This window comes from Candidatus Defluviilinea proxima, assembly GCA_016721115.1.
In the GTDB taxonomy this organism is placed as follows: domain Bacteria; phylum Chloroflexota; class Anaerolineae; order Anaerolineales; family Villigracilaceae; genus Defluviilinea; species Defluviilinea proxima.
In genome coordinates this window covers 3181799-3205141 of record JADKIW010000001.1, presented here as the reverse complement: position 1 = coordinate 3205141, position 23343 = coordinate 3181799, and the positions used below count along the sequence as shown (strand labels likewise).

22 protein-coding genes and 1 tRNA gene are annotated in these 23343 nt (G+C 48.6%); 18 read left to right on the top strand and 5 right to left on the bottom strand.

From position 1 onward, the window contains the following. Window positions 1-2 precede the first annotated feature (2 nt). From IPP66_14865 to IPP66_14820, 10 genes are all read left to right on the top strand, one after another. On the top strand, window positions 3-1208 hold the full coding sequence (locus IPP66_14865; GenBank protein ID MBK9926554.1) for a hypothetical protein: 1206 nt from the start codon (window positions 3-5) through the stop codon (window positions 1206-1208). 82 nt (window positions 1209-1290) lie between these two features. Continuing rightward, window positions 1291-2361 (top strand): selenocysteine-specific translation elongation factor, encoded by a 1071-nt coding sequence (selB, locus tag IPP66_14860; protein MBK9926553.1) that lies wholly within the window; start codon window positions 1291-1293, stop codon window positions 2359-2361. After that, a complete protein-coding gene (locus IPP66_14855) occupies window positions 2346-3203 on the top strand; it encodes a SelB C-terminal domain-containing protein (protein ID MBK9926552.1) in 858 nt (285 codons plus the stop codon). Before selB ends, IPP66_14855 begins: the two co-directional genes overlap by 16 nt. Window position 3204: 1 nt before the next feature. After that, window positions 3205-6729, top strand: a complete 3525-nt coding sequence (locus tag IPP66_14850) for a PAS domain-containing protein (protein ID MBK9926551.1) — start codon at window positions 3205-3207, stop codon at window positions 6727-6729. A gap of 18 nt (window positions 6730-6747) precedes the next feature. Further along, window positions 6748-7419, top strand: a complete 672-nt coding sequence (locus tag IPP66_14845; protein ID MBK9926550.1) for an SOS response-associated peptidase — start codon at window positions 6748-6750, stop codon at window positions 7417-7419. Window positions 7420-7426: 7 nt separating this feature from the next. Further along, window positions 7427-8692, top strand: coding sequence for an MFS transporter (locus IPP66_14840; GenBank protein MBK9926549.1), 1266 nt, complete (start codon window positions 7427-7429; stop codon window positions 8690-8692). Between the two features lie 80 nt (window positions 8693-8772). Further along, a complete protein-coding gene (locus IPP66_14835) occupies window positions 8773-9909 on the top strand; it encodes a peptidoglycan DD-metalloendopeptidase family protein (GenBank protein MBK9926548.1) in 1137 nt (378 codons plus the stop codon). A gap of 50 nt (window positions 9910-9959) precedes the next feature. Further along, window positions 9960-10033: transfer RNA gene (locus IPP66_14830), tRNA-Val, on the top strand. A 147-nt stretch (window positions 10034-10180) separates the two neighbouring features. After that, window positions 10181-10819, top strand: a complete 639-nt coding sequence (locus IPP66_14825; GenBank protein MBK9926547.1) for a sigma-70 family RNA polymerase sigma factor — start codon at window positions 10181-10183, stop codon at window positions 10817-10819. Between the two features lie 73 nt (window positions 10820-10892). Next, the gene (locus IPP66_14820) at window positions 10893-11153 is read left to right on the top strand and encodes a hypothetical protein (protein ID MBK9926546.1); all 261 of its coding nucleotides are present in this window, start codon (window positions 10893-10895) and stop codon (window positions 11151-11153) included. Between the two features lie 47 nt (window positions 11154-11200). On the opposite strand, the gene IPP66_14815 is transcribed toward IPP66_14820, so the two are convergent. Beyond that, on the bottom strand, window positions 11201-11707 hold the full coding sequence (locus IPP66_14815; protein MBK9926545.1) for a DUF1684 domain-containing protein: 507 nt from the start codon (window positions 11705-11707) through the stop codon (window positions 11201-11203). 131 nt (window positions 11708-11838) lie between these two features. Here IPP66_14815 and IPP66_14810 point away from each other — a divergent pair, with 131 nt between their 5' ends. The 5 genes from IPP66_14810 to IPP66_14790 are packed head-to-tail and all read left to right on the top strand — an operon-like array spanning window position 11839 to window position 15288. Continuing rightward, window positions 11839-12216: a response regulator gene (locus IPP66_14810; GenBank protein ID MBK9926544.1), complete on the top strand. Its 378-nt coding sequence runs from the start codon at window positions 11839-11841 to the stop codon at window positions 12214-12216. Window positions 12217-12220: 4 nt separating this feature from the next. Further along, the gene (gene thpR, locus IPP66_14805; GenBank protein MBK9926543.1) at window positions 12221-12805 is read left to right on the top strand and encodes an RNA 2',3'-cyclic phosphodiesterase; all 585 of its coding nucleotides are present in this window, start codon (window positions 12221-12223) and stop codon (window positions 12803-12805) included. Between the two features lie 35 nt (window positions 12806-12840). Beyond that, entirely contained in the window at window positions 12841-13158 is a 318-nt protein-coding gene (rsfS, locus tag IPP66_14800; GenBank protein ID MBK9926542.1) for a ribosome silencing factor, read from the top strand. 6 nt (window positions 13159-13164) lie between these two features. Further along, window positions 13165-14322: a DUF2029 domain-containing protein gene (locus IPP66_14795; GenBank protein ID MBK9926541.1), complete on the top strand. Its 1158-nt coding sequence runs from the start codon at window positions 13165-13167 to the stop codon at window positions 14320-14322. 12 nt (window positions 14323-14334) lie between these two features. Further along, complete coding sequence (locus tag IPP66_14790) at window positions 14335-15288, top strand: EamA family transporter (GenBank protein MBK9926540.1); 954 nt, start codon at window positions 14335-14337, stop codon at window positions 15286-15288. A 61-nt stretch (window positions 15289-15349) separates the two neighbouring features. On the opposite strand, the gene ndk is transcribed toward IPP66_14790, so the two are convergent. From ndk to IPP66_14770, 4 genes are all read right to left on the bottom strand, one after another. Further along, window positions 15350-15802: a nucleoside-diphosphate kinase gene (ndk, locus tag IPP66_14785; GenBank protein ID MBK9926539.1), complete on the bottom strand. Its 453-nt coding sequence runs from the start codon at window positions 15800-15802 to the stop codon at window positions 15350-15352. Window positions 15803-15918: 116 nt separating this feature from the next. Next, window positions 15919-18234, bottom strand: coding sequence for a hypothetical protein (locus tag IPP66_14780; protein ID MBK9926538.1), 2316 nt, complete (start codon window positions 18232-18234; stop codon window positions 15919-15921). A 42-nt stretch (window positions 18235-18276) separates the two neighbouring features. After that, on the bottom strand, window positions 18277-19284 hold the full coding sequence (locus tag IPP66_14775) for a tetratricopeptide repeat protein (GenBank protein ID MBK9926537.1): 1008 nt from the start codon (window positions 19282-19284) through the stop codon (window positions 18277-18279). Between the two features lie 38 nt (window positions 19285-19322). After that, the gene (locus tag IPP66_14770; GenBank protein MBK9926536.1) at window positions 19323-20618 is read right to left on the bottom strand and encodes a thymidine phosphorylase; all 1296 of its coding nucleotides are present in this window, start codon (window positions 20616-20618) and stop codon (window positions 19323-19325) included. 134 nt (window positions 20619-20752) lie between these two features. On the opposite strand from IPP66_14770, the gene IPP66_14765 reads away from it, so the two are divergent. The 3 genes from IPP66_14765 to IPP66_14755 all read left to right on the top strand — a co-directional run bounded on the left by IPP66_14765 (window position 20753) and on the right by IPP66_14755 (window position 23177). Continuing rightward, window positions 20753-21259: a DUF4760 domain-containing protein gene (locus IPP66_14765; protein ID MBK9926535.1), complete on the top strand. Its 507-nt coding sequence runs from the start codon at window positions 20753-20755 to the stop codon at window positions 21257-21259. Further along, window positions 21207-22391, top strand: a complete 1185-nt coding sequence (locus IPP66_14760) for an alpha/beta fold hydrolase (protein MBK9926534.1) — start codon at window positions 21207-21209, stop codon at window positions 22389-22391. Before IPP66_14765 ends, IPP66_14760 begins: the two co-directional genes overlap by 53 nt. An 84-nt stretch (window positions 22392-22475) precedes the next feature. Beyond that, the gene (locus IPP66_14755) at window positions 22476-23177 is read left to right on the top strand and encodes a histidine phosphatase family protein (GenBank protein ID MBK9926533.1); all 702 of its coding nucleotides are present in this window, start codon (window positions 22476-22478) and stop codon (window positions 23175-23177) included. Window positions 23178-23343: the final 166 nt, after the last annotated feature.

The following is a 23343-nucleotide window of genomic DNA, read 5'->3' as shown; positions in this document are numbered from 1 at the left end:
ATATGGATTTTGAACAGATCGTCAAACGCCTGCAATGGTTGGACGAGGAGCACCGCAAAGACAAAGCCGCGATCATTGAATTAGAGGAACGTATCGCGGGCTACGAGGGGAATATTGACACGGTTGCCAAACAGATCAAACCACTCGAAAAACAGATCGCTGGGCTTCTGCCAAATTCGGCACGCATAGACCAGTTCGATGCCATCATCGCCAAGCAACGCGAAGAAATGAAAAATGCGCTCGATGAGCTTGAAAAGAAATATACCAAGCGTGAAAAAGAACTGATCACACAGCACCAAAAAGACCTTGAGCCGTTCAACAAAGAGATCGACGAATTAAAGAAGGCCCTCACTGAGTTCGCTCCTATCAGGCGTGAGCTCAAAACCCGCGCAACAGAAGAGACTCGCCTTCATCAGGAGATCAAGGACCTTAAGCCCCCCATCGACGAAGCCAAGCGCGCCGCAGAAGAAGCATCTCGCACTCAACGCGTGTTCGATGAAAATCGAAAACAGGATATGAAACGCATCGCTGATTTGCAAGGCGAATTAACCGCCTTGAGAAAGCGCATCGAAGAAACTCGCACCAAAGTAGATACAACCGCCGATAGCTTCAAACATTACGATACGCGCATCAAAGAACTGATGGTCTCTGAAGCCGAACGTAAAGCCGCGCAGAATGAATTCATTGAAAAGCAATCCGTTGCCCATCTTGATCGCGAACGCGCCTACAAGGAATGGAGCAATAGTCACGTCGAATTCCAGAAACAAGTGGAAAAGCTTGATTCCCAATCACAAGCTCTCGAAGAAACATTACGCTCTGCCAAACGCGCACAGGAAACATACAACGAACTCAACACCAAACTCGAACGCCGCATCAACGAAGTAACCGAGATGCAACGACTGGCCGAAGATCGCTTACGGCAGGAATGGGTCACCTTCAAAGCCGATGACCAAAAGCGCTGGACGGGTTATACACTTTCGCAAGACGAAGGCGGCAAAGATATTCGTAAGATCCTTCAAAAACTTGATGAACGCATCAGCGCACTGGATGAGTCCTTCCAGACCACACAAGATCAATTGCAACAAACAACAGACGCCACCGAACAACAACTTCAAGAATTGATGAACGTGGCTCATGAATGGCTTTCGGCCTACGAACGCATCATGGGACATAGCAAGACCACCAAAAAATCAAAGAAACAGTCTTAGTGTTAAGCTCACGATCTGTAAGCATCATTCCTCTTTCTTCTTTCAAACCGTATAGAAAGAGGAAAGAGGAAAATATTTTTAAATGCGCGTTATCGGTACAGCAGGCCACGTAGACCACGGCAAATCCACGCTCATCGCAGCATTGACGGGTATACACCCAGACCGTCTCAAAGAAGAACAAGCGCGCGAAATGACCATCGAACTCGGTTTCGGTTGGATGACCCTTCCGAACGGAGAAGAGGTGGGTATTGTTGACGTGCCTGGTCATCGTGACTTTATCGAGAACATGTTATCCGGCATCGGGGGGATAGATGCCGCGCTCCTCATCATCGCCGCAGACGAAGGCGTAATGCCACAAACGAAGGAACATCTTGCGATTCTGGATCTGTTACAGATTTCATCCGGCATCATTGTTTTGACAAAGACCGATCTCGCTTCAGATATCACCCCCGAAGGGGACTCGGGGTGGCTTGATCTCGTCCAAGCAGATATTCGCGCCGCTGTGGGCGATACCGTCCTAAAAAACGCACCCATCGTACAAGTCTCTGCAAAAAACAGAACAGGACTTGATGAACTCATCAGCCATCTCCAAAACATCTTGCGAGAAAATCCAGCCCGGCTCGATTTGAATCGTCCACGTCTACCGATAGACCGCGTCTTCACCATGAGCGGATTTGGCACAGTTGTCACCGGCACATTGAGCGACGGTCATTTATCAACAGGCGATGAAGTGGAAATTTTGCCAAGCGGTATCAAGGGGAGAATTCGCGGGTTACAAACTCACAAGAAGAAAGAAGAACAAGCCGTCCCCGGCTCGCGCACTGCTGTGAATATTTCTGGCGTGGATATTAACCAACTTCAACGCGGGGATATAGTGGCACACCCTGGTCAATACATCCCCACACGCAGGCTCGATGCTCGTTTTCGTTTATTGAAAGATGCATCTTCCTCCATCACACATGGACAGGAAGTGAAATTCTTTATTGGCGCATCTGAAACAATTGGTATATTGCGTCTACTTGGCACAGAAGAATTACGTCCCGGCGAGGAAGGCTGGATACAACTCGAGTTGCGCGACCCAGTCGTGGCTGTGCGCGGGGATCGTTATATCTTACGGCGACCATCCCCGGCGAAACATTGGGCGGAGGCGTAGTTGTTGACCATCAGCCGAAAGGCAGGCATAAGCGTTTCGATGATGACGTACTAAGATCACTCGAGTCATTGTTACAAGGTTCCCCTACAGATATTTTGTTGGAAGCCGCCCTTGGCTTACAGATCGCAAGCATCAAAGAGATCGTCAGCCGTTCACGGCTCGAGGCTCAGGTGGCACAAGAAGCACTACAAGACGTGTTGAAGCAAGGTTCGTTGATACAGTTGGAAGGTGGAGAACTCTCCATTGACAGTAACCTGCTTGCCACGCCTATATCGCGCTGGAATATCGCTCGCAATGACATTTTGCAAGCGATTGATACTTATCACAAGACCTATTCGCTACGACGCGGTATGCCGCGTGAAGAACTCAAAAGCAAGCTGAAATTCACGCAACGCAGTTTCAACGCGATCATCAATAAATTAGTTGCCGATGGCGCGATCACTGAACATTCTGCCTTTCTTGCAAAGGTCGGGCATGAGATCCAGTTCAATGGACAGGAGCAGGCCAAAGTCCAGACATTGATGCGTAAGTTTGATGCGAATCGTTTTGGGCCACCGAGCGTCAAGGAATGTCAGGCAGATGTCGGGGAGGAAGTCGTCAACGCCTTAATCGAGTTAGGGGAGTTGGTTGCAGTTTCATCCGATGTGCTCTTTCGGAAAGCAGATTATGATTTAATAGAGTCGAACTTACGAAAAGAGATCATCAAAAACGGGCAAATATCCCTTGCTGAAGTGCGCGACCTATTCCAAACAAGTCGTAAATACGCGCAGGCTTTATTGGAACATTTCGATGCGGTCGGCGTTACCATTCGTGACGGCGACTACAGGAAGTTGAGAAAATAACATGCGCTTCTTAAAGAATGTGTTTGCACCGCCCAAATTCCAGGATGGTGAAAAGACTTATCAGGCGTATTTACTGAACATTATTTTACTGACGCTGATCGTAATCCCAATACCATTCGTTATTTACTTGCTTGTTTGGCAACCCGGGGAAATACAAAGAACTCTTGTCTTTATTGCTTTTGCAGAAATCATTAATATCACCTTGCTCGCCCTAGCCAGACGAGGATTTGTACGTCAGGTGGCTATCGCTCATGTTCTCACTCTTTGGTTGATTTTCGCAACATCAGCCGCCACCCGTTCTGGTGTTCATGGTACTCCATATGCGCTAGGCAATGGATTGGTCATTACAGTTACAGGAATATTACTAGGCCGCCGTAGTGTTCAGCTTATGACATGGCTTGTTATTATTCAGGGCGGCATCATGGTTTACGCCGAGCTTAATGGCTGGAAACCTTCGGACATTGCCAATGATCCGGTGTATACATGGGCTATTGCGATTGTATTATTGGTGATCGTTGTAAATATGCAAATGTTGGCGTCCGATCAAATTCGTATGGCACTTCACCGCGCTCAAACCAGTGAGGAAAAGTATCGCCTGATCTCTAAAGTAAGTTCAGATTTCACCTTCTCGGCTGAATTAGACTCAAAAGGTGAAATGCGCCTTGCATGGGTTGCAGGCGCATTTGAGAAGATGACCGGATTTACATTTGAGGAGTACACAACAAGTGGAGGATGGTTAGCCCATATTCACCCTGATGACCTTAAAAAGGAAGCGCAAAATGTGGCGACCCTGCAAGCCAATCAGCCAACAATTACGGAGATTCGCGCCTTCAAGAAGAACGGTGATTTATGTTGGTTACGTGTGTATTCTCATCCCATCTGGGATGAAAAACAAAACAAACTAATAGGTACCGTTGGCGCTGTGCAAGACATCACGCAACAAAAACTTGGAGAAATCGCTTTAACTCAGGAGCGTGATCTCTTGCAAACATTTATGGATAACATACCAGATCAGGTTTATTTCAAAGATACAGAATCGCGTTTTATACGCATCAACAAGGCGCAGGCAAATTTCCTGAAATTAAGCAACCCAGAGGATGCCATCGGTAAAACCGATCTGGATTTTCTCTCCCATGATTTAGCGCAACAACTTCTGGATGAAGAAAAACAAATTCTCGTATCAGGGCAGTCGATCATTAACCGAGTCGAACTTCATCCCACAGAAGACGGAAAGCCTCGATGGGTCTCTGCTACAAAAGCGCCTGTACGAGATTCATCTGGGGATCTAATGGGTATTATTGGTGTATCCCGTGATATTACCGAGGAAAAACGTATTGATGCCATGCTTGCACAAGAACGGGACATTCTACAAATTTTCATGGATAACACGCCGAATCAGGTTTATTTCAAAGATACTGAATCTCGGTTTGTACGTGTCAATCAAGCGCAGGCAAATTTTCTAGGGATTGAGCATCCCAAGGATGCAATTGGAAAAACTGACTTGGATTTCCAAACTCAGGAGCTCGCACAAGAATTTCTGGCTGAAGAAAAACAGATCATGGAGACCGGGCAACCTATCTTAAACCGTATCGAGTTCAATCCAACCAAAGATGGAAAATCTCGCTGGCTCTCCACCAGCAAAGTACCAGCCAAGGATGAGTTCGGATATATCATCGGCACCATCGGCATGTCTTTTGACATTACACAACAAAAGTTGATAGAGGAACAGGAAGTCCGTCGCCGCGAAATACTGGAAAAAGTGGTACAACTCGGAAAACAAGTTGCAGAAGTAAGTGACTTGAGGGTAACACTAGAAAAAATATGGTATGCCTTACATGAAGGTCTGGGGTTTGACCGTGTTGGGATATTTGCCTATCAACCAGAATCGAACACGATCAACAGATTGCTTGGCACAGATATTCATGGGAATCGAGATGACACTGTAGGCGAACCAGTTCCAATCTCAGCCTGGCATTCCTTTCAGAATGCATTGATCAAGCCGGATGGTTACTACTTCACACATAACTTTAGCGGTGAAGCTACGATACCTGAAGGCCATGAAATGTACACGGTAAAAGATTACGCGACTGTAGCGGCTTGGGCTGGAGGTAAGCCGGTGGCGGTCATTTCTGTTGACCAGCTTATCACTCAACGCCCCATCACTGAGCAACAGTTGGACGCCCTACGACTTTTCGCGGGATATGCTGGGCTTGCCATAGAAAATTCACATCTCAAAGAAGCCCTTCAAAATGAACTGGAAGAACAAAAAAAAGCAGAGGAAACAGAGCAACGTCGACGCCAAATACTGGAAAAAGTAATGAGGTTGGGCAAACAAGTTACAGAGGTCAGTGATCTTCGTACCACTCTAGGAAAAATCTGGCGGGGTGTTCGATACGATCTCGACTTCGACCGAGTCGGATTGTTCACCTACGACCAACAAGAAAATATAATGATAGGCGCCTATGGAACGGATTCTAACGGCAATATGTGGGATGCCTGGCACGTCCACTTTGATCTGGATGAAAATGCTCTTTTCTACAAGATTCTCAGACAGCCGGATGGCTTCTTCTTTAGCAATAACTTCGAAGTAGAATTCAACCTCGATGATAAACACGATATGAAGGGCGTAAAACATTGCGCCATGGTTGCCTTATGGTCAGGGAACAACCCCATGGCAATTATCTCCGTAGACCAGTTCATCACACAACGTCCTATCACAGACGACCAACTTGAGGCTTTGCGTTTATTTGCCGGATACGCAGGTTTGGCCATATCGAACGCACACCTTAATGACGCGCTGGAACGCGAACTTTTGCAAAGGCAAAACCTCATTAACGAACTTGAGGCAAAAAATGTAGAACTCGAGCGGTTCACCTATACGGCATCGCATGATCTTAAATCCCCGCTTGTGACCATCACAGGTTTTCTCGGCTATCTTGAAAAGGACGCACTGGCAGGCAATCAAGAAAGAATGAAAAGCAGTATCGACCGTATCAATTCAGCGGCCGAAAAAATGCAGGCGTTATTAAACGATCTACTCGAGCTTTCCCGCATTGGCAGACTTATGAATCCGCCAGAAGATGTACCTTTCGAAGAAATCGTAAACGAAGCCATCGACCATGTGCGAGGACGGCTGGATGGGGCGAACGCCATCATTGAAGTAGACAGAGACCTCCCCAAGGTCCATGTTGACCGGGCACGCCTTGTAGAGGTCATTCAAAACCTCATTGAAAACGCCGTCAAATATTCGAAGCCCGGTATCAATCCCCGCATTGAGATCGGTTCAAAAAGCGCGGACGAGAATGCCGTGCAGATCTTTTATGTACGGGATAACGGCATGGGCATAGACCCACAATATCACGAACGCATCTTTGGGCTGTTTAATAAACTTGATCCGCAATCCGAAGGAACTGGAATTGGGTTATCATTGGTCAAAAGAATTATTGAGGTACATGGCGGGCGTGTCTGGGTCGAGTCAGAGAAAGGCAAAGGCGCTACATTCTACTTTTCCCTGCCCACATCATAAACAAAGGAGTAAACACGCATGTGCGGGCGATTTACGTTGACCGTTGATCCTGCTGAACTACAGGATACATTTACAGATTTTATCTTCCCATCAAAATTTGCACCGCGTTTCAATATCGCGCCATCGCAACCTGTTTTGGCAATTCCCAATGACGGAGCCAGCAAGGCCGATTTCTTCGTCTGGGGCCTGATACCGATGTGGGCAAAAGATCCGTCCATTGGTAATCGGCTCATTAATGCACGCGGTGAAACAGTTGCAGAAAAGCCGTCCTTTCGCGGGTCGTTCAAATACAAACGTTGCATCATCCTTGCCGATGGTTTTTACGAATGGAAGGCCAGTTCTGGCAAAAAGCCAAAGACGCCATATTACATTCACATGAAAGACCGCAAGCCGTTCGTTTTTGCAGGCCTGTGGGACTCATGGGAAGGCCCCGATGGCTCCAGTATCAAGACCTGCACCATCATCACTACCGAACCCAACGAACTGATGGCGACTCTGCACGCCCGCATGCCCGTTATCCTGCATCCACGAGATTACGCCAAATGGCTGGACGACGCGCCTCAGACTCCCGAAAACCTGCTTCCCCTCATCAAGCCTTTTCCAGCTGATAATATGTCTGCCCACCCGGTCTCGACACTCGTCAACAAACCCGACAACGATTCTCCCGAACTCGTTGTACCTGTGCTGTAACGTGTCCGTGCTACCGATAGCTGGCAAGATCTCCAGGCGATTCCCAGCACTCGCTTCCCCCGATTATCGATTGTTCCTCGTCGGGCAATTTATCTCCGTCATTGGCACATGGATGCAGAATACTGCACAGCCCTATCTCGCCTATCGCATCTCCGGCAAACCTCTCGACTTGGGCATCATCGGTTTCGCATCCACACTCCCGACATTGTTGCTCGCCCTACCGGCAGGTGTTTTTGTTGAACGGTGGGACAAACGTAAAACAGTTATTGTCTTTCAAGCCATCATGTCATTACAGGCTTTCGGCCTGGCCCTGCTCACGTTTCTGGGACATATTCAGATCTGGCATATCGTTGTCTTTGCATTGATCTTTGGCACCGCCAGCGCCGTGGAAATTACAGCACGACAAGCCATGTTGATCGAGTTGGCCGGGCGTGAGGCTTTGCCAAGCGCCATCGCTCTACAAGCAACAGCCTTCAACATTGGGCGTGTACTGGGTCCACTATGCGCCGCATGGTTGCTAACATCCACTGGCACAGAAGCAGGCGTGTTCCTTGCAAATGGCATTAGCTTTATCTTCGTGATCGTTGGGTTGTTTTTTGCACGCACACAATACAAAATTCCACATGATCATGATAAAGAAAAAGACCTGGGAACTGAATTCAAAGAGGGACTGTCTTACATCTACAAGAACTCCCTTGTGGCATCCATCACTCTCATGGCGGCGCTGATCGGGTTCTTTGGTTTTCCACTTGTGCAACAAATCCCAGCTCTGGCTCGCGATGTATTGAAAACCGTCAGTGATACAGAGGCGATTGTGGCAAGCAGAACGAGCACCCTATATGCCGCGCAAGGTGCAGGTGCCATGGTGGCGGCTATTTTAGCGGCAACCTTCATGGGCTCATCCCACAGAAAGGGACGTTGGGTCGTCTTTGGGCAGATCGCATTCATTCTTCCACTGATCGTTTTAGGGCTTACGGGCAATCTCAGTTTGTCTATTGTTCTTTTGGTATGTATGGGCTGGGGTACCGTGACTCAACTTGTCACAATGAATACCTTGATCCAATTGAATGTGCCCAACGAACTACGTGGACGAGTGTTCAGCATTTATCTTTGGGCGCTTCAAGGGGTTGCTCCCTTTGGGAGTTTGCTGATCGGTTGGATCGCTCAGGCATGGGGCGTGCCACTAGCGGCATTGATCGGAGGGGTCATATCGCTCGTTTTGATCGGCGGTTTGCATCTTCTAAACCCTGGCGTATGGAGAGTAAAGGCTTAACGTCAGGTTAGCGTATGGTTCGGTAGATTGACTCTTGTTTTTTGCGCATGTTATGATTTTGACTGGAGATCGAAGTTTGTATGGATAACGATAAGAAATCACATGGAATATTTACCCGCCTCTTTGACTTTCTCGTTCAGTTGGGGCTGGGCGAATCGTTGTTAAAAATAGGTACAGGGGTATTATCCATGGTGTTGGTAGGGGTTGTTGTTTGGTTGATGCAATCATCTGCAAAGCAGGTCAAAGCCGGGGATGAGGTCGATGTACCGGTGGATGTACCAACTGTCGTTGCGGAGGGAAGCGAGAATATTTCGCAGTTGATCGAGGATTCGTTCGGTGGAGTCCCACGTCTGGCGCAGGAACGTACCATCATCCCATCGCGTCCCCGACAGGAGATCGTGAAATATAAAGTATTGGAAGGCGATACAGTCTTTGGGATCGCAGAGAAGTTTGGGTTGAAACCTGAAACGGTTCTTTGGGGAAATTACAATACGTTGCTTGATAACGCTCACTCTTTAAAGCCTGATCAAGAATTGAATATTTTGCCAGTGGATGGAACATATCATCAATGGCAAAAGGGTGAAGGGTTGAACGGTATTGCCAAATACTATGGCGTGACACCCGAGAACATTATCAATTACCCCTCAAACGAATTGGATGCGGCGACGATCGGCGATTACGCCAATCCAAACATCCCAGACGGCAAATGGTTGATCGTTCCGAACGGCAGACGTGAATTTATTTCGTGGAGCGCGCCGCTCGGTGTGACACGTGAGAACCCCGCTTCAGCGCGCGTACTGGGGCCAGGTGCATGTGACCCGATTACTGGTGGTGCTGTTGGGTTTGGCACTTTCGTTTGGCCAGCCAACAAGCATTATCTCTCAGGGTTCGACTATAGTCCAAGCACCAATCACTGGGGTATCGATATCGCAGGTAACGTTGGCGAAGGCGTGTATGCTACAGACGCAGGTGTAGTGGTATACGCTGGTTGGAATAATTACGGCTACGGTAACATGATCATGATAGACCACGGCAACAACTTCCAATCGTTGTATGCTCACTTGAGCGCGTTCAATGTTGGATGCGGTCAAAGTGTAGGACAGGGAGATGGGATCGGCGCCATTGGTAGTACAGGCAATTCAAGCGGAGCCCATTTGCACTTTGAGATCCGCGCAATCTCCTCATTTGTCAATCCTTGGGATATGCTACCCAAGTAAAACCATTCCTTGCGAAACACGTTTATCTCGGCTATAATCTGCGTCGGTTTGGGCGCATAGCTCAGTTGGTTAGAGCGCTACTATCACACAGTAGAGGCCCGGGGTTCGAGTCCCTGTGCGCCCACAGAAACGCCTCATAAAGAGGTGTTTTTTGTTTTTGCAGGGGGATGATACACGCTCTATTTACCTGTAAATCTTACTTTCCCAGTCTATAAGAGTGTTATAAGAGAATTTCAAATCACCAAACATCCTGCTTTATAATCCATCCATCATGGCAACCCGAACCAACGAAGTTTGGCTCTCAGACTTGCGTGCAGAAGGTGAAATAAAAAGCGCCGCTCTGGAAGATCTGAGATCCATCATTCATAAGGGCCTCCCCTATGCGCTTTCGCGCTGGCTTTCGCCCAGTCTGCCTCAATTTGAATCACTTGTCGAGGAAGTGACACAGGAAACTCTCCTGCGTGTGCTCGATCAATTGGATACATTTGAAGGACGCAGTCAATTCACTACGTGGGTGCACAAGATTGCCGTACGCATTGCGTTGACGGAGCTTCGCCGCAAGCGCTGGCGTGATTCTTCTTTGGATGAATTGACCGAAAACGAGGATGTTCCACCACCTCAAAATCTGCTCGCCGATTCTCATGCGGGACCTGAAACATCGGCAGAACGCGCAGACCTTTTGGTGCGCGTCCGCAGGGTGATCGAGGAAGAGTTGACCGACCGTCAGCGTCAGGCTTTGGTGTTGCTCGGCATCCAGGATATGCCCATGGATGAAGCGGCACGCAAACTTAAGACCAACCGTAATGCCCTCTACAAGTTATTACACGATGCCCGCCTGAGGTTGAGAACCCGTCTCGCCATGGAAGATATTTCAGCCAACGAAGTTCTAGCCCTATTCGAGCAAAAGTAAGATTAGTAAATCATTAAACGTCCACTAAAATATGAATATTCGAGAACTCATCCAACGCATACGGAACCGGGTCATGCCCCCCCATGAAGAGCTCCCTACCGAGGTCGTTTTGGGCTTCCTGCGTGTACTGGAGGATGTCCGCCGGGAGGAGCTTTCCTGTGAGGAAATCTTCAACAAATTGGATGAATACGTTGAATGCGAAGTGGACAATAAAGACGCCGCCCATATCATGCCTTTGATCCGTGAACATCTCGACATCTGCTCAGAATGTTGCGAGGAATACGAAGTGCTTCTGGATGTGGTCGAAAAGACCGGCGAAGAAAAAGCAGATTGACAACTCCTAAAGACAAATCAGCGGCGGGAACTCCCGCCGCTGATGCTTTAAGTATGAAAAACCTTCTCCCCCGCACGGACAGGTATTTTCAATCGATTCTCAGCAGGCGTGATCGGACATGACCACATCTCGTTGTAGGCACAATACGGGTTGTAGGCTATGTTAAAATCCACAAGGAAGCGGTCACCGGGCAATTCTTCTGGCTCGAGATAACGGCCGGCAGGATATGTCTCAGTCCCTGCAAGCGAATCTACAAACGGCAGGAAATATCCATATTCACCTCGGTAAATCGTCAATTCTGCATCCTGTCCATCCACCGAAAATTTGAAGCGTCCGTGCCGGATATACATCTGCACATCACCGGTGGTCGTCTGCATGGGCATTGGCTGTTCGTCAGTAAACAGTTCTACTTTTACTTCCAATCGCAATGCGTCATTTTCAGGGAAATAATGTAAGCCGGTAAAGTCCCGTTTTTGGGCAGGGTCCAGAGGGCTCTGTGGGTGTCCCTTGAAGAACTCATCCTTTTCTGCGCGAAATTGTTCCAATTCAGTCATTGTGTCTCCTGCGAAATTACATAAGGTAACTATCACTTTGATAGATAAGGAAACGCAACCAATTCTTACAATGACCGTGTAACCTCAATGCTCTTGCGATTTCACCCTTCTTATGCTATCTTTACTTTTGTATGACCAAAAAAACTGTTTTGATTATTGAAGATGAAGAAGATGCCGCTGAACTGTTCGGAGAGATGATGCGCGTCAGTGGTTTTCGCGTGCTCAAAACATCTAAGAGCGTACCCGCCATCTCTATGATGACAGCCGATAAACCCGACATCGTGTTGCTTGACATCATGATGCCTGAGATCTCCGGACTCGACATTCTGCGCCAGATGCGACGTGACCCAAACCTTGCCAATATCCCGGTCATTGTGGTCACGGCCAAGAGCATGCCAGCCGATATCAAGAACGGCATGGAGGCGGGTGCATCTACTTACTTAACCAAGCCCGTCGGCTTTCAAGAATTGAAAGAAGCCGTCGAACGCTCACTCGGATCACCAACTTGAGAATATGGTTCCACTAAGAACCTTCATAGCGGTGGACATCCATCCCACAATACTTCAATCTGTTCAACACAAGATAGAACCTTTGCGAAAGGCCATCGGGGACTCCACTGTCCGCTGGGTGCCGGTGGACAATTTCCATCTTACGCTCAAATTTCTCGGGGATATTGCCCCTGCAAAAGTTGATGATTTGACTCGCATCCTGCGCACTGAAGCGGACTCGTGCCAGCCATTCGACATCCACATCAACGGCCTCGGCTCTTTCCCAAACTCAAAGCGGCCTCGCGTTCTATTTATCGGAATCCAGCCTCAAGCTGGGTTGGACGCGCTCCAACGTGGGATTGAATCCGCAACCGCAAAACTGGGATATAAGTCCGAAGCACGCGATTTCTCCCCGCATCTCACAATTGGCAGGGTCAGGGAAAACGTCACAGCGATTGACCAGCAAAGAATCCGCAAGGCATTGGATGAAATAAAGATTGACTCACTTGGCACTGCCAGAGTAGACTCCGTCCATCTATATAAAAGTGAATTGAAACCAAGCGGCTCGGTATACACAAAATTATTCTCCGCGCCATTACAAAAACCATGAGGTGAAACCTGAACGCACTCGAACTTGCACATAAGATCGTTGACGCCCTTGAAGATAAAAAAGGCGAAGACATTTTGCTCCTCGACATCAAGGATGTTGCGACATTTACTGATTATTTCATTATCTGTAACGGAACCAGCGACCGCATGTTGGACGCGCTCGCTAAAGGCGTGCTCGAAGCAACAAAGAAAGATTACAAGAAAAAAGGCCGCATAGATGGGAAGAGTCAAGAAGGCTGGCTCGTGATGGATTATGGCGATGTGGTCGTGCATCTCTTTTCACCCGATATGCGTGAATACTATGATCTCGAAGAGTTATGGAGCGATGGGAAGGTACTGCTCAAGGTGCAATGATCCAAGATGACACAGACAGGTAACATACCGACTGTCTTCAAGTTCATACTGATCCTGTTACTGGGGGGAGTCATTTTGATGTTCCCCGTATCGCTTCCTCCCGGTGCCGGGGACTGGGACTTGCAAGCCTACTGGAGTTCAACCTATCTTCTTGCACATGGACAAGATTTTTCGGATGGTGTGGCATTAGGGGAAATTGAGCACACGTTGACTACCCGCAGCGACCCAGAGACCCTTTATTCGTGGTTCTCACCCATTGGGAATGTTGTGTTGTTGCCATTCACAACTGTCCCATTCACTACAGCAGTGTACTACTGGCTTATTCTCAACATCATCGTTCTTTTTTATAGTGCCACGTTGATATGGGACAATGTCGATTCTCGCACATGGATTCCCTTGCTTGCTGTGTTCAGCTTTTCGATGACGGTTGTTTCGCTGGTCTTTGGACAGATCAACACATGGGAAGTATTAGGGCTGGCATTATTTCTCTCGCTCAACAAATCGAACAAACAGTATCTTGCCGGGGCAAGTCTGGTGCTTACAACCATTAAGCCGCATTTGGTTATTATCACCCTTCCCATCATCTTCCTTGATCTGCTCCGCAAAAAGGAATGGAAAACGCTCGCAGGTTTCTTCATTGCATTAGGGTTTTGTTTCACTGTACTATTCGCATTTTATCCCCCATGGATTCAAAGTTTCCTTGGCGTAATTACCTCGGGCATGAGTACTGTTAGAGAGACACCGACGATCAATGGCCTGCTTGTGTTGCTGGGAGAAAATAAGATCGGCAAGCTGATTTGGCTGGCGGCTCTGATCACTGGCATCCTCTGGTGGTTCACACGCGGACAAAACTGGGACCGCCGTACATTCATTGATATATCTCTCACGGCAGGATTGATCGTCTCACCCATCGGCTGGAGTTATGACCAAGTCATGTTGTTCTTTCCAATTTTGAGCATTTTGTCATGGGCTACAACGGGCAAATTACCAAAACAGACAGCAAAAGCGTTCGTTATTATTTTGATTATTGCAAACCTCGCCGCTTATGTTCTCCGCACTTTCAAGCCAAGCGATGTTTGGTTCTTCTGGATTCCGTTCGTGGTTTTGGGGTTGTATCTGACTGGAAGAAAACAAATCATTTCATCGCACGCCGCATCAAGTTAATGGAAAACATATGTGAGGGAAAGGGAAACTAATGAAAATCCATCGAAGGGATCCAATAAACTGAAAACAGAAACATCAACGCGTTCTCATGTTATCGCAGTAGTACAAGCTTTGTTCGTTGTGTTCTTGTGGGCAACATCATGGGTATTTGTAAAGGTCGGTCTACAACATATTCCGCCTATTACATTTGCAGGGCTTAGGTACTTTCTTGCATTCATTTGCCTTTCGGCCGCAATGACTTTTAGTAGTACCAAACGGGATATCCGTGGGCTATCAAAGTCCAGTTGGACACAATTAATTATTCTTGGAATACTTTTCTACGCCATCACACAGGGAGCGATCTTCATAGCACTCGCTTATCTCCCTGCTGTAACCGTCAATGTGCTATGGAGTTTTAGTAGTGTACTCATTGCACTTCTGGGGGCAAGCTGGTTATCCGAGAAACCATCAACAATCCAATGGGCAGGGATGGCGTTGGCACTTGTTGGAGCAATGATCTATTTTTATCCGGTGAACATCCCTCGAAATCAGGGAATCGGTGTCATTGTTGCTATTTTGGGCATTCTTGCAAATTCTGCATCGTCAATTCTGGGCAGAGATGTTAACCGCTCTGGGAAATATCACCCACTGATCGTGACTGTCATCAGCATGGGGACAGGCTCAATAACATTACTCATAGCAGGAATTGCCACAGAAGGCATACCGATCATCAACCTGCGAAGCTGGGGGATCATCATCTGGTTGGCAGTGGTCAATACTGCGTTCGCTTTTACACTCTGGAATCACACACTTCGTACATTGTCGGCCGTGGAGTCGAGTGTCATCAATGGGAGTATGATGATCTGGATTCCGGTCCTTGCCATCATCTTTTTACACGAAACAATTACAACAAAAGAGCTCATTGGTTTGGCAATAACAGGCTTGGGAACACTAATCGTCCAACTCCGAAGATCGCCCCAAAAATAAAGCATCCCGTTGAGTACTCAACGGGATGCTCCAATTACCACTTTCGAATTACAAAGATCTCTTACTTCTCGAACACCCAACGATCGATATCACGGGACCAATCCACAAGCTCTTCGGCTTTGAACCAAAGTGCCGTTTCGCGGATGCCGGTCTCTGGCTTATCCGAAGCGTGGATGAGGTTACGCCCTACTTCGAGGGCGAAGTCATGGCGAATCGTGCCGGGGGCTGATTCCACGGGTTTGGTCGAGCCAACCGTCTGGCGGATGGCCGCAACAGCGTTGGGACCTTCCCACACCATAGCCATCACTGGCGCGGATGTAATGTATGAGATCAAACCGGGATAGAACGGCTTGCCTTCATGTTCGGCATAATGTTGTTTTGCCAAATCCTGACTGACTTGCATAAACTTTGCGGCAACCAAACGCAATCCACGACGTTCGAAACGCGCAATCACTTCACCGATCAATCCGCGTTGCACGCCATCGGGTTTAACTAATACGAGCGATCTTTCCACAGTAGTTCCTCCAAAATAATTTTTATTCTTTAACCACAAAGGACACCAAGGGCACCAAGGTTTTAAAACCTCTTTTCAAACTTTGTGTCCGTTGTGTCCTTCGTGGTTAAAAAGGTTTAACGAAGTAATTCTTCCGCTTTGGTATACGCATCCAGCGCATCCTGCAACTGGTTGGCACGCATATAAGCATCACCAAGCGTTTGCCAGATGCTCACTTCCACAGGATAACGGTACAACGCTTCACGCAGGTCATAAATGACTTCCTCGAGGAAGCGTCCCTTCTTGATCAGTTTCTCGTATGTCTCCAACGCACCGGGGATATTACTGCGTGAAAGCTCATTACGAGCCGATCCAAGGATCGGGTCAACAGGCATGGTCAACATTCCGGTCATCCTCCGTGTTACAGGTTCTTTATAAGGTTCAGGCGGGGTCGCCGGTTTTATCTCAGTTTTGCGAGAAGTTGCAGGTCTCTTTTTCGGTTCAGGTGCGGGCTTTTCCTGAACAGGCATAGGCGTTGGCTCAGGCTTGGGTTGAGAAACAACTTTCGGCGCGGGCGGAGGCGGCAATACAGCTTCCTCACGTTCGTCTACTGGTTTCCAATCCGCAGGGCGAGTCGGCTCGATCTTCGTCGGCTCGGCAACCACTTCCCCGGTATCATCACGCATCCACGCAGGCAAATCGTCAGAGACAGGAATTGCTGGAGACTGTATATCTTCTTCAGCCAGGCTACTCAACCAACTCGTAACATCCTGCGTTTCCTGGACAGGCTTCGCCTCATCCATCGGGATAACTGGTTCAGCGACAGGAGGCTCTTCCTCACTGATACCTTTCATCCAGGCAGGCAGATCATCCGAAACAGACGTGGAAGGAATCGGCGATTCTTCCGGTTCATCCAACGACTTCAACCATGAGGCTGTGTCATCTTCCATCACAGGGGCTGGTTGTTGTGTTTCTTCTTCTGTGTCCAAACCCTTGAGCCACGAGGAAACATCATCCACCGGAGCTAGCTCTTCTTCAGGTTGAGCGACTACAGGCTGTTGTGGCGCACTCTTGGCTTGCTTTACCCATTCTGGTTCTTGTTCAAGGCGTTCTTCAGGCTTGGTCAACAAACCTTCAGTGGCGCCCTGTTTGGCGGCGAGACTTTCAAACCACGCAAGCGCGTCGTCAATTTCTTGTCCGCTCTTGCCAAGGTCTTCGACATTCGCAACAGGTTCTGGAGCTGGTGCAGGCGTTTCGACAACAGGTTGTTGTGGTGCGTTCTTAGCTTGCTTTACCCATTCTGGTTCCTGTTCAAGGCGTTCCTCGGGCTTGGTCAACAAACCTTCAGTGGCTCCTTGTTTCGCGGCGAGACTTTCAAACCACGCAAGAGCGTCGTCAATTTCTTGACCGCTTTTGCCTAAATCTTCTACATTCGCAACAGGTTGCGGGGCTGGTTCAGGTGTTGGTGTTTCAGCAACAGGTTGTTGAACAGGAGGCTGTTGCGGTGCACTCTTGGCTTGCTTCACCCATTCTGGTTCTTGTTCGAGGCGCTCTTCGGGTTTGGTCAGCAAACCTTCAGTGGCTCCTTGTTTCGCGGCGAGACTTTCAAACCACGCAAGCGCATCGTCGATTTCTTGTCCACTCTTGCCCAAGTCTTCGACATTCGCAACAGGTTGCGGAGCTGGCGTAACAGGAGTCGCAGGCTTGGGTGTTTCAACAACAGGTGGTTGCTGAACAGGCTGTTGTGCCGGAGTTTGTTGTGCTGCGGCATTTCCAGCGCCCTTCACCTTTTTCACCCAATCAGGTTCCTGATCCATTCGTTCTTCAGGCTTGGTCAATAAACCTTCGGTGGCACCCTGCTTGGCGGCGAGGCCTTCAAACCATGCAAGCGCATCATCAATTTCCTGTCCACTCTTGCCTAGGTCTTCTGCGTTTGTTGACGGTTGAGAAGCGGGTTTGGGAGTCTCCGGTTTGGGTTGGGGAGTCATAGGTTCCTCTGGTTCGCTCTTGAGTTCATTGAGAAAATCAAAATCACTTGACCCCTGTTCCGTGCCAAAACTTTTCAGCCAATCAGGTTGATCGTCCGATTGGATAGCGGGTGCAGGTTGTTCTTCCGCGCCAAAGTCCTTCATCCAATCTTGTTGATTATCAGATATAGAAGCAGGTTGTTCATCGCCCAAACCTTTTAACCAATCAAGTTCTGGGTTTGAATCCTTTTGCTGTGCTGCAGGCGCCTCTCCCAATAGATTCATCCAATCATCGCCATCGCCTGATGTTGATGATGCAGATGGAACAAGAAGCGCACCCGTGCCGATCTTATTGATCCAATCCGGTATTTCTTCTTCCTGCCCGGCAGGTTGTGTTTGTTGTTGAGGAGCCATAGCCTTGACCCAATCCGGCAAGTCGCCTTGCACGATTGGCTCAGGAGAAATAGCTGGCGTATCTTCGAACATGGCGGAGGCTTTACTCTCATCAAACGAACCGGTCGATTCGCCTTAGCCAGCCGCGCGCAAAAAGTCGGGGATATCGTCCGCAGGTTGGGCAGGTGAAGAAGCCGGGGATGAGGAAAAGGAATCTTGAGCAGGAGCAAACATCGGAACAGAGGGAGGCGTTGATGTCACCTCAGGAAGAGAATTCTTCAACCAGTCTGGCTGGGCATTGCGATCATAAGACCCACTCTCCAAACTGATCGCTCCAGTTGTGCCCCAATCGGAAGGCATGCCTACCGTCTGACCATTCCATTCCAAATGTTCCAGCGATACGGCCGCATCGCTAACTTCGTTCGCTTGAAAAACCGTTCCATTGACTTGCGCCGCATATGGATCAAGCTCAATCACGCGTTGACGATATACCTGCGCATTTTCAGGACGATCACTGCTAAGGACTTCGGTCAACACACGGTTGGCATCAAGACAATAAGGGTAACGCTTCAAGACCGCAGAGGCGGCATCGGAGGCGTCATTCTTTTGTCCGCTCTTGTAATAAGCCCGTGCAAGCAAGACCTGCATATCGCTTCGGCCTTGATCTTCTTCCAATACATTTTTCGATTCAGAGATCGCCTGCGGATACAACTCACCCCGCATGTACATGTGCGCCAACGCACCGCGCGTCATGCGAATGCGTGGAGGTTGAATACCATCGCGACGACCATATAATCTTTGCAACTCACCTTGAATGGCGGGGTTCGCCGATTGAACTTCGAAAGCACGTTCCATGTGCCAAATGGCATCATCGAGTTTATTCTGCTCATCACGGATGATGCTCATTCCCACCTGTGAAACAAAATCATTCGGTTCAGCGGCCAGCACACGCGAAAAAATATCCACCGCTTCGTTGTATCGTTTGGCTTCCAAATACGACTTGCCTAAAAGGCGATAGGTTTCAATGTGCTTGGGGAAAGTCTTCAGGATATGTTGACAATGCGCCACGGCCTCATCCAAATGGCCACGGTCGATCATTGCTTCAATTTCGCGGTTATATGCCCGAAGAGATACTTTTGCCATGAATCAATGTGCTCCTTCTGCTATTATAACGCACCTTTTTAAGAGTAAAACAGCGGTAACGGAGTCACAACGCTTTCAGAGAAGGAGTGCGCCACAAGCACAACCTCACGCACCTCGGCCAGTTTAGCTTCGTCATTAGCATGGATCGTGAACAAAGGCTCACCTTTTTGGACTTTATCCCCAACTTTGTGATGGATGATGAAGCCGACTGCATGATCCACCGAGTCGGATTTCTTCGCCCGCCCGGCACCCAAAGTCACCGCCGCCTCACCCACGCTTCTCGCTTGGACCTGGGATATGCTCCCGTTTCGAGGGGCCTTTACCACCTCGACAAATTTTGCGCGTGGGAACTTGGACGTGTCATCCACATACGAAACATCGCCTCCCTGCGCCGCCACCAACACACGGAACTTTTCAAACGCCGACCCATCCGCAATGGACTTTTCCGCCATCACGCGGCCTTCATCCAAATCCTTCGCTCGTTTTCCCAATACAAGCATATGTGCGCTCACATGCAAACAATGTTCACGAAAATCATGCGGACCGCCACCCTGGAGCGTTTCTATCGCTTCGACCACTTCAAGCGAATTACCAACAGCGTACCCAAGTGGCTGATTCATATCCGAAAGCAAAGCCACCACTTCACGGCCAGCCAACTTGCCAATATCCACCATGAGGTTCGCAAGGACGCGCGCTTCATCCAAGGTTTCCATAAAAGCGCCAAGGCCAGTCTTCACATCCAACAAGATCGCATTTGCGCCTGCCGCTAGTTTTTTGCACATAATAGAAGAAGCGATCAACGGAATAGATTGCACCGTCCCTGTCACATCACGGAGAGCATATAGCTTTCCGTCGGCCGGAGCTAGATCCAAGGATTGACCTGCAAGCACAACGCCTTTTTCTTTGAGTTGTTTCTTGAATTCGTCAGTTGTGAGATCGACTCGATACCCCGGGATCGACTCCAACTTATCGAGCGTGCCGCCGCTGAACCCAAGTCCGCGACCAGACATTTTCCCAACGGGGAGTCCACATGCCGCAACAGTGGGAAGAACCGTTAGAGTCGTTTTGTCACCGACTCCACCAGAGGAATGTTTGTCCACGGCGAGGTCAACTACATCGCTCAGATCAAGCATCTGACCAGAATGCGCCATTGTGAGAGTCAAGTCCGTCGTCTCGCGCGGGGTCATCCCGTTGAGAAGGATTGCCATCGCAAAAGAAGAGACCTGATAATCAGGCACATCTCCCGACACAAACCCCTTCACAAAGAACTCGATCTCTTCACGAGAGAGTTCACCTTTATCACGTTTTTTGATGATGATATCTACTGCACGCATAAGAAACTCCTTGATGTTCTTATATTATTGTATCGCAATTTGGAGGGTGAAATTTCATCGAAAAAGGAGTGAGCACTCCACATGGTTTTGTTTTATACTTCTTTTATCAACCAACTAGGAAAGACAAATTTACGATGAACTTATCCAACCTTATTCAGATCATCTCCACAATCGCCATGACATTAGGCATTGTGTTCGGCGTTCTCAATCTGAGGAATTTTCAGGCAAGCCGCAAACGAGAAGCCGCCATCCTTATGCTCAACTCATTTCAAACCATGGAATTCGTGCGTGGGTTGTTATATATCTTCGACCTTCCAGATAATGCCACCAACGAAGACTTCGAAAACCTGCCCGAGGATAAATTCATGACCATCTACCTCGTGCTTGGCACATGGGAACGCCTGGGTATTCTTGTGTTTCGCAACGAAATCTCTGTTGACCTTGTGGACGATGCCTTTAGCGGTCCCATCATTCAATCATGGACGAAGCTCGGCAAATACGTTGAGGCGTTTCGCGCCCGCGTAAACCGTGAGACAGGTTTCGAATGGTTCCAGTGGCTGGCCGAACGAATGATGGAAAGAGAACAGCATGGCTCTGCAGTCCCTGCTTATATTGCGCACAAAAACTGGAAAGCAAAGTAAAAGAATTAGAAACAAGGTTGTCCTAAAATCCACATCAAGGATTTTAGCAATGAACAAACTTAAGTTTTACTGGTTGCCAATTGGAATATTGATACTGATACTCAACGCCTGTGGAACAACAACCGCTTCGCTTCCTCCTACGCCGACAGTTGCATCGTCCCCAACAAGCTCTCCCTTCCCTACACCGACTCTTACTACAACACCCACATCGACGCTCATCCCCACCGCAACACCGATTCCGCATCCACTGGAGATCGTTGCAATGCGCGCACGTGAATATCCCGGCAGTGATATTGTGATTGAAGATGTTCTTGACCCGGGCGTTGGCTACGACCGCTATTATGTCTCTTACAAATCAGAGGGACTAAAGATCTACGCCCTCATGACCGTTCCAAACAGCGAGAAACCCGCTACAGGCTGGCCGGTTATTGTTTTCAACCACGGATACATTCCCCCAGATGTATATGTCACAACAGAAAGATACATCGCCTACGTTGACCTGATCGCGCGTGCAGGATATATCGTCCTTCGCCCAGACTATCGCGGACATGACCGGTCTGAGGGAGAAGCACGAGGCGCCTACAGCACCCCCGATTACACGATCGATGTCTTGAATGCGGTCTCTTCGATACAGAAGTATCCGGATGCAGACCCCAATCGCGTTGGCATGTGGGGACATTCCATGGGCGGGTATATCACTCTGCGTTCAATGGTCATTCGCAAAGACATCAAAGCCGGTGTGATTTGGGCTGGCGTTGTCGGCTCATATCCAGACCTTTTATATAACTGGCGACGCGGCCCCACCGCATCCCCAGACTCAACTCCACGCCCCGGCGGTTGGCGCACAACCATCGTACAGACTTATGGCTCGCCGGAAGAAAATCCCGAATTCTGGGCGTCTATCTCGGCTAACTCCTATTTAAGTGACGTTTCGGGTCCCATCCAACTCCATCACGGCACAGCCGACACAGACGTACCTGTGGAATTCTCAGAAAGACTCTTTTACCAAGCGCTCGAAGTAGACAAATATATAGAGCTATATAAATATGAAGGGGACAATCATAATATCTCGAATTATTTTAGTACCGCAATGAGTCGCACGATAGAATTTTACGACAGATATGTAAAGTAAAAGTGAACCTACCCATATGGGCAACCCATTTTATGAAATGAGTGCGTTACAATAAGTCAATACAATTCAACGACAGGACAGATAATGACAACCCGCCTTTACCTTATTCGCCATGGTGCGACCCAACTTTCCGCGGAGGACCGCTTTGCGGGCGCGGCCAACGTATTTTTATCCGATGAAGGGCGTAATCAGGTGGAACATCTTTCAGAACGCCTCGCCAAGGGCAAGGTCCATGCGATTTATGCCAGTCCGCTGGACCGTTCCATGGAAACCGCTACGATTATCGCAAAATATCAGAACATCAAACCGATCCCTAAGCCAGGGATCCGCGAGATCAATCACGGACACTGGGAAGGGTTATCCCGCCAAGAGGTGAAGGATCAATATCCAGAGGAATATAGAGCCTGGGGAGAGGACCCTTTCACCTTCGCGCCAGAGGGTGGAGAATCGGGCATCACAGTATTGGCACGTGCTTTACCTGTGATTCGCGAGGCAGTGATCAACCATAAGGACGAGAATGTGGTCATTGTTTCACATAAAGCAACCTTGCGACTTGTTCTCAGTAGCTTGTTGGGGTTCGATGTGCGCGGTTTTCGCGACAGGCTCGATCAGGCACCTGCCTGTTTGAATATCCTTGATTTCAAGGACCCGGTCCGCGCACGGTTGATGTTATTCAATGACACTTCCCATTATGCCAACCAACCCAACCGGGCTCACAAACACCTCTCACCTTGGTGGGATCTCACAACTTTAGAGGATGAAGACAAGAACCACTACAATATCTAACGATATTAGGTTGGTCGATTCGCTATCAAAGTAGAAGAGATCTTTCGAGAAGTACTCAGCCGCCCCTTAAGAATGAGGCGGTTTTCGATTTACTTAACAAAAATATTTGTCGGGGGCGAGTCCAATTTAGAGTAAAATCAACGCATCACCAGTACTAGCGTACTAG